This is a genomic window from Pelomonas sp. KK5 (genome assembly GCF_001984095.1).
Taxonomy (GTDB): Bacteria; Pseudomonadota; Gammaproteobacteria; order Burkholderiales; family Burkholderiaceae_C; genus KK5.
Map to the genome: position 1 here is coordinate 21,747 of NZ_LYVQ01000064.1, position 7,381 is coordinate 29,127.

The window sequence follows — 7,381 nt, forward strand, 5'->3', positions numbered from 1 at the left end:
GCCGGCATCCATCATTCGCAACGGCGCGCGCAGATGGTCTTTGACCATGTCGAACCTGGATCTGCGTAGCTGCCGCTCTGGCGTCGAGCGGACCAGTGGCACCGCTCAGACGGACTCGATTTTGACAGCCCTGAGCAGCCGATCACGAGTACCGCTTCTGGCCGCTATGCATAGCTTTGCATAGCGACCCGGAAGAGACATTCGTGGCTGCGAACTCGCCGCCGCATGACTGCCAGTCGGCCAGAAGTGCGGGCGACAGCTGGTGTCGTGGGAGCTCCGCTTATCGTAACGACGGGCGCACGCCACGCAGTTCGAGTGACTGGACTTCGATTCCATCCCTGCTGAAAAACCCAACGCCCATCGCCGTAGCTGTGCCATAGGCGAGATCGGTCAGCGCGACAGTGCCTCCGTCGGCCAGCACTTCGACCATGCTGCCGTCGATCCACACTTCCAGCTCCAGTTCGGGCGCGCCAGACAGGCGGCGAGCGTCGTGCCGCTCGGACTGGCCGGGAAAAAGTGCATCCTTGCAGCGCCGGTCAATGAAGAAGCTGTTGGACGCGGGATCGAATCCGACGCGCAGGCTCTGTGCGTCGTCCTTGAAAAATTCCAGACCCACGGGGCTCTGCAGGCATAGTGCATTGACGATCATGCGCGCCATCAACTGGCGCCCAGTGATCTCTGCCAGCGACAGGGCGTTGGCAGCATCTTCTCCCCGCTGCGCACTGAGACTGAACAGCGGCTCCGGCTCAAGCAATGAAAGCATCTCTCCCACCATTCGCTGGCGCAGCCGAATGCCTCGGGACGTCGTGACCAGGCTCAATTCACGCGGTGCCGATTGCTGGCCGCGCCAGGGCCGCGTCGGCAGCTCGCGTGCGTATTCCCAGTTGCTGACCCAACCCATCCACACGACCCGATCGTCCGGCATGTTGGCGAAGGTGATAGGCGCGTAAAAGTCGCGGCCGTGGTCGGCCCACAGTGTCAGGTCGGCGATAGCCGGGCCGGAGCAGCCGCTAGGCTCTGCGACGAAGCGGGTGCCGTCGAAATCGCCGGTGAAGTACTGAACGCCGCTGCCGCCCCACAGGGAACCGCGGTTGACTGAGACGATCAATACCCAGCGGCGGTTCTGCGGATCGTCGTCGACCGGCAGCTCGAACAGTTCGGGCACCTCCCAGATGTTGTCGTCTGCCGAGCCGGCCGGGCCGAAGGTCGAGACCCGGGTCCAGTGGATCAGATCGCTGGATCGGTAGAACCAAACCTGCTGCTCCAACGCCGCGACGACCAGCATCACCCAGGCGCCGCTGGCCGCATGCCAGAACACCTTGGGATCACGGAACTCGGTCGAGCCGATATCGAGGATCGGGTTGCCGGCGTAGGGCGTGAACGTGCGGCCGCGGTCCAGGCTGTAGGCCAGGTGCTGCGACTGGATCTTGGTTTCGGGATCGAAGCCGGTGAAGAAGGCGAGCAGCGGCGGTGTGGTGGCGCCCGGGGGCGCGAAGCCTGTCGTGTTCCCGTGGTCGACGACGGCGCAGCCGGAGAAGGCCATCATGCGCTCGGTGGCGGGAATCGCCACCGGCAGCTCCTGCCAGCTGACGAGGTCGGTGCTGACCGCGTGGCCCCAGCTGATGTGGCCCCAGTCGTCGCCCTCGGGGTTGTACTGGTAGAACAGGTGGTATTCGCCGTCGAGCCAGACGAGTCCGTTCGGGTCGTTCATCCAGTTGCGCTCAGGCGCGTAGTGGTAGCGCGGGCGCCAGGCTTCGGTGGGTTCATCAGGGGAAGCAGTCATCACGGTATTGCTGTTCATGAGGCGATGCGTTGGCCGTCGAGGCCGAAACGGTGGAGCTTGTCAGGTGCCACGCGCAGCGAGCGCGCGTGGCCGAAGGCTAGGGAGCGGTCGGTCGTCAAGGCGGTGAGGAGCGCGGCGGCCGAGCCGACGGCCAGGTGCACCAGCGACTCGGCCCCGAGCCGCTCGACCAGCTGCACCGAGGCGTCGGTGCCGGCTACCACTTCGATGTCCTCGGGCCGGGCGCCGATCGTGCCGACGCCCGCGGCGGCCAGCGCCGCCACGCTGCTGCCGGTCAGTAGCCGCAGCTGTGGCGCGTGGGCCTCGTCCACCGGCACCAGGTTCATCCGGTGGCTGCCCATGAAGCCGGCGACGAAGACATTGGCGGGCGTGTCGAACAGCTCGTCCGGCGTGCCGAACTGCTCCAGCCCCTGGCGGCTCAGCACGACGATGCGGTCGGCCAGCGTCATCGCTTCCACCTGGTCGTGCGTCACGTAGACGGTGGTGACGCCGTGCTTGCGGTGCAGCTCGGCGATCTCGGCGCGCATCTGGCCGCGCAGGTTGGCGTCGAGGTTGGACAGCGGCTCGTCGAACAGGTAGGCGGTGGGCTTGCGCACGATGGCGCGGCCGATGGCGACGCGCTGGCGCTGGCCGCCCGAGAGCTGTGTGGGCTTGCGCTGCAGCAGTTCTTCCAGCTGCAGCTGGCGCGCCGCATCGCGGATCAGCGCGTCGCGCTCGGCGCGGGGAATGCCGGCGATCTTCAGGCCGAAGCCGATGTTTTCGTAGACCGTCATGTGCGCGTACAGCGCGTAGTTCTGGAACACCATCGCCACGCCGCGCTGCACCGGCGGCAGCTCGTTGACGCACAGCTCGTCGAAGAGCAGGTCGCCGCCGCTGACGGCCTCGAGCCCGGCGATCATGCGCAGCAGCGTGGACTTACCGCAGCCCGAAGGGCCGACGAGCACGGTGAACTCGCCCTTGCGGATGTGCAGGTTCAGGTCTCTGAAGACGTAGCGCTCGATGCGCTCGTCGTATCGCTTGTCAGCGTGCTGGAAGACGATGTTGGGCATGGTCTTGGAAATTCATTGACTACCGATAGACAAAATGGACGATGTGGAACGACGGGCCGGGCTTCAGCCCTTGATGCCGGCTCCGACCACCGAACGGATGAACTGCTTCTGGAACAGCAGGAAGAAGACCATCACCGGCAGCGTGATCACGCAGGCATAGGCCATGACTTCGCCCCATTGGGTGCTGCGGCCGAAGAACTGCTGCAGGCCCACCATCACCGGCCGCGCCTGGGCCGTGTGCACCGTCATCACCGGCCAGAGGTACTGGTTCCACATGCCCAGGAACAGGATGATGGCCGCCGTCACGATCACCGGCTTGCAGACCGGCATCACCAGGCGCAGGTAGATGGTCAACGCGCCGGCGCCGTCCATGCGGCCGGCCTCGACCAACTCGTCCGGCACGTCCTTGAAGAACTGGTAGAACAGGAAGACGCAGAAGGCGTTGGCGAGGAAGGGAATGATCTGCACGTGCAGCGTGTCCAGCCACCCGATCACCAGGCCGCTGCCGTCGAACCAGGGCAGCTTGGAGACGATCAGCAGCATCGGGATCGCCAGTACCTCGAAGGGCACGATCAGCAGCGCGATCACCAGCGTCAGCACCAGGCCCTGGCCGCGCCACTTGAGCTTGGCCAGCGCGAAGGCGGCGGCGCTGTTGATGAAGATGCCGGCGCCGACGCTGACGACCGCGATCAGGCCCGAGTTGAACAGGTAGGCACCGATGGCGCCTTTCTCGAACACGGCCCGGTAGTTGGCCAGCGACCAGCGGGCGTCGGGCAGCAGCGCGGCCGGATTGCCCAGGTCGGTGAACAGCGCGTCGCCGGGCTTGAAGCTGGCCGCCACCATGAAGAGCAGCGGGTAGGCGAAGACCAGCCCGGCCAGCAGCATCAGCGCGAGATGCAGCATCGATCGGGCGACTTCGCTCGCGCCCGAGGAAGGAGTCATGCGAGTCATCGCCCCAGCCTTTCCATCAGTTTCTTCTGCCCCAGCGAGAGCAGCAGCACGAAGAGGAAGAAGAACAGCGTCATCGCCGAGCCATAGGCGATGTCCTGCTCGCGGAAGCCAACGCGCATCGAGTGAAAGATCAGCGTGCTGGTCGAATCCATCGGCCCACCGCCGGTCAGCACGTCCACCTGAGTGAACAGGCCGAAGGCCATGATGGTCGTGGACAGCGCGACGAAGACCAGCGTGCGCTTCAGGCCGGGCAGGGTGATGTACAGGAACTTCTGCCAGGCGCTGGCGCCCATCACGTCGGCGGCCTCGTACTGGTCGATCGAGATGCCTTGCAGGCCGGACAGGAAGATCAGCATCTGGAAACCCGCGCCCTGCCAGGCCGACATCAAGGCGATGGACAGCATGGCTAGGTGCGGATCGCCGAGCCAGTCGGGCTGCGGCGCGTCGGGCCCGAAGACCGCGCGCAGCACCTGGTTGGCCAGGCCCGCCTCGGTGTGCAGGATCAGGCCCCAGATCGCGGAGACGACGACCATCGAGGTCACCACCGGCGAGAAGAAGACGGTGCGCAGGGCCACGCGGCCGCGGAAGCTGTGGTTGACCCATAGCGCCATCGCAAAGGCCAGCGCGGTCTGCAGTGGCACGACCAGCAGCGCGAACAGGAAGGTGTTGGCGATCGAGCGCAGGAACTGCGGATCGCGCGCGCCGACGAGGACATGCCGGCCGCCCAGGCTCAGGTCGGTCAGGTACTGATAGCTCTCGAGGTCCGCCGGCCGCTCGCGCTTGATGGCGCGCCACTGGCGCTGCGGCTTGTCTTGCGTGGGCTCGCCGGTGGCGGCCGGGGCGTCGACCATCGTCAGCGCGAACATGCGCGTGTAGTTGGTCAGGCCCGTCCATTCCACGCGCTCGGTCTGCAGCAGCTTGACGTTGGTGAAGCTGAAGCACACGGCGAGCAGGAAGGGCAGCAGCACGAAGGCGCCGAACAGCAGCAGGGCGGGGCCCGCGAGCACGGCCACCTCGGACCAGCGGGCGTGGCCGAAACGGGAAGAGTCAGAAGCCATAGTTGTGGTTGCGCTTGAGGTCCTGCTGGATCGCCTCGACCGCGCGGTCGAGGGCTTCGGCGGCATCACCGCCTTCGCGCACTTCCTTCAGCGCGCGCTCGAAGCTGCTGGACAGCATCGGATAGGCCGGCGTCTCCGGCCGGAGCACGCCGTAGCTGCGCGCGAATTCGAACAGCGCGCGGCCGGGCGCGCCGCGGCGGTACAGCGTCGTGGCGTCGGCGGCGGGCTCACTGGTCGGCATCAGGCCGGTGGCTTCGGAGAAGGCGGTGATCTCCGTCGGCGAGATCAGGAATTCCAGGAACTGGCGCGCGCCCTCCGGATGCGGACAGCTGCTGGAGACGGCCCACTGCCAGGAGCCGGCGCCGATGCGCGGCTGCGCGCCGAAGGCCGGCGGCGGCAGCACGGCGAGGTCGCTGCCGAGGCGCGTCAGGTAGTCCTTGAAGGACCAGGAGCCGGTGTAGTGGAAGGCCGCGCGGCCGCTGGGGAAGGACTGGTCGTCCACCGGCCGGCGCGCCGCAAGGCGCTCGCTGAACAGCGACTGGTAGAAGTCGGCGACCTTCAGCGCCGCGTCGCCGTTGAGCACGCCGTCCACACGGGTGAAGCTGCTGCGGTCGATCAGGTCGGCACCGGCACTCTGCAACCAGGGCGAGAAGGCATAGCTGACCCACTCGCCGGTCCATTGCGCATTGAGGTCCAGCGGGTAGGCGAAGCCGGCGCGCTTGAGCGTGCGCAGGATCTCGCGGAACTCGGCGGCCGTGTAGGGCTGCGCCATCGTCGCCTCGCGCACGCCGTGCTTGGCCAGCACGCTCTTGCGCGCGAACAGCGCCAGCGCCGCGTCGAACTGGCCCACCGCATAGAGCCGGCCCTTCAGCGTCGAGCGGGCGCCGGGAATCAGGGCTTCGGCGCCGGCCGGCCGCAGCGGGCCCTCCAGCGGCTGGATGTGGCCGGCCCAGGCGAAGTTCGGCACCGAGGGCTGGTCCAGGTCCAGCACGCAGGGCAGCTTCTTCGTCATCGCGGCGGCAATGACCGATTGCTGGTAGGAGCCCTGGGGAATCGTCTCGGTCACCACGCGATAGCGCGATTGCAGGCGGTTGAAGCGCGCCTCGGCGGCGGCGCTGGCGCGCATGTCGGCGTCGCCGGTCTCGTGGCGCCAGATCGGGATGTCGATCGGGGTGGTGTTGGCGTCGTGGGCCGCGCCGGCGGCCAGGACGGACGCCAGCAGCATCGGAGCGAACTTCATCGCGGCTTCCTGCCCGGCGGCGGCGCCGCGACCGAGGCGCGGACCTGCACCTCGCAGCGCTCGCGCACCAGGCCCGACTGCCGCTCGTCGCAAGCCATCTGCGCGGCGCGCAGGCCCATCTGCAGATAGGGCAGGCGCACGCTGGTCAGCGGCGGGTCGGTGGCATGGACCAGCATCGGGTGGTCGTCGAAGCCCAACACCGAGACCTGCGCCGGCACCGCGATCTGGCGCTTGTGAAGGCATTGGATGATGCGGGCGGCCATCTTGTCGTTGCCGGCCAGGATGGCCGTGGGCTGGTGCGCCTGCAGCGCCTCGCTGACGAGGCCGTCGATCGCAGCGAATTCGTCCTCGGCGAGCGCGCCGGTCGAGCCCTGCACGAAGACCGGCTCCGGCTGGCCGGCCGCCTTGGCCGCCTTCAGGAAGCCGCGGTGGCGCAACTGCGTGGCGCGCATGTCGGGGAACAGCTCGAAGACGACGATGCGCTTGTGGCCCTGGGCGTAGAGATGGGCCAGCCCGTCGCGGGCGCCCTGTTCGTCGTCCGGGACCACGGTCGGGTGCTCGCCCCTCGGCAGGTAGCAGTTCAGCAGCACGACGCGCGTGCCCTCCGCGCGCTCCAGCTGCTTCGCGTCGAGCGGGCGGTGGAAATGGGTGGCGAAGATCAGCGCGTCCACGCGATGCTCGATCAGACCGTCGACCAGCTCGGGCACGTCTTCGTCCACGCCGCCGCATTCGGCGATCAGCAGCCGCTTGCCCAGCGACTTCGCGGCCAGCTGCAGGCCCTTGATCAGCTCGAAGGAATCAGGGCTCGTGGTGATGCGGTTCGAGACCACGCCGATCAGGTTGGGCTTGACGCCCTTGAGCGCGCGCGCCGCCACGGACGGGCGGAACTGCAGCTCGCGCATCGCGGCGACGATCTTGGCGGAGGTCTTCTGCGAGACGCAGTTCGGGTCGTTCAGGTACCTCGATACGGTACGCACGGAAACCCCTGCCTGGTCGGCGACCTGGTAGATGGTCGAAGCGTCGGTCATCGTCGTTGTCTTAAAAATTTGTCTATCGATGGTAGTTTCTGGAGGGCGAACGCATACCTGGGGGAAACACTAGGGACAAGTCGTTCGCAGATTACTACCATCGATAGACATTTGGCGCCTGTGCTTCTCCGATCGAGCTGGGCGCCATGTCTTTCAAATGAAATGACTATCGATGGACAAAATAATAGCGAGACATGATGCCACTCACCTGGTCCGTACCGGGGTGTGCGGGCGCGTTGTGAATGTCTATCGAT

6 protein-coding genes are annotated in these 7,381 nt (G+C 66.8%); all 6 read right to left on the bottom strand.

All coding sequences use genetic code 11. The features are described from left to right. Positions 1 to 280: 280 nt before the first annotated feature. The 6 genes from B0W88_RS12335 to B0W88_RS12360 all read right to left on the bottom strand — a co-directional run bounded on the left by B0W88_RS12335 (position 281) and on the right by B0W88_RS12360 (position 7,127). Positions 281 to 1,801 (bottom strand): glycoside hydrolase family 32 protein, encoded by a 1,521-nt coding sequence (locus tag B0W88_RS12335; RefSeq protein WP_077034956.1) that lies wholly within the window; start codon positions 1,799 to 1,801, stop codon positions 281 to 283. Next, entirely contained in the window at positions 1,798 to 2,850 is a 1,053-nt protein-coding gene (locus B0W88_RS12340; protein WP_077034957.1) for an ABC transporter ATP-binding protein, read from the bottom strand. Before B0W88_RS12340 ends, B0W88_RS12335 begins: the two co-directional genes overlap by 4 nt. Before the next feature lie 63 nt (positions 2,851 to 2,913). Beyond that, entirely contained in the window at positions 2,914 to 3,753 is an 840-nt protein-coding gene (locus B0W88_RS12345) for a carbohydrate ABC transporter permease (protein WP_198937831.1), read from the bottom strand. Between the two features lie 44 nt (positions 3,754 to 3,797). Continuing rightward, positions 3,798 to 4,859 carry a carbohydrate ABC transporter permease gene (locus B0W88_RS12350; protein WP_077034959.1) on the bottom strand — a complete coding sequence of 354 codons (1,062 nt, stop codon included), beginning with the start codon at positions 4,857 to 4,859 and terminating at the stop codon, positions 3,798 to 3,800. Beyond that, a complete protein-coding gene (locus B0W88_RS12355) occupies positions 4,849 to 6,099 on the bottom strand; it encodes an extracellular solute-binding protein (RefSeq protein WP_198937832.1) in 1,251 nt (416 codons plus the stop codon). Before B0W88_RS12355 ends, B0W88_RS12350 begins: the two co-directional genes overlap by 11 nt. Next, positions 6,096 to 7,127, bottom strand: a complete 1,032-nt coding sequence (locus B0W88_RS12360) for a LacI family DNA-binding transcriptional regulator (protein WP_077034960.1) — start codon at positions 7,125 to 7,127, stop codon at positions 6,096 to 6,098. Before B0W88_RS12360 ends, B0W88_RS12355 begins: the two co-directional genes overlap by 4 nt. Positions 7,128 to 7,381 lie beyond the last annotated feature (254 nt).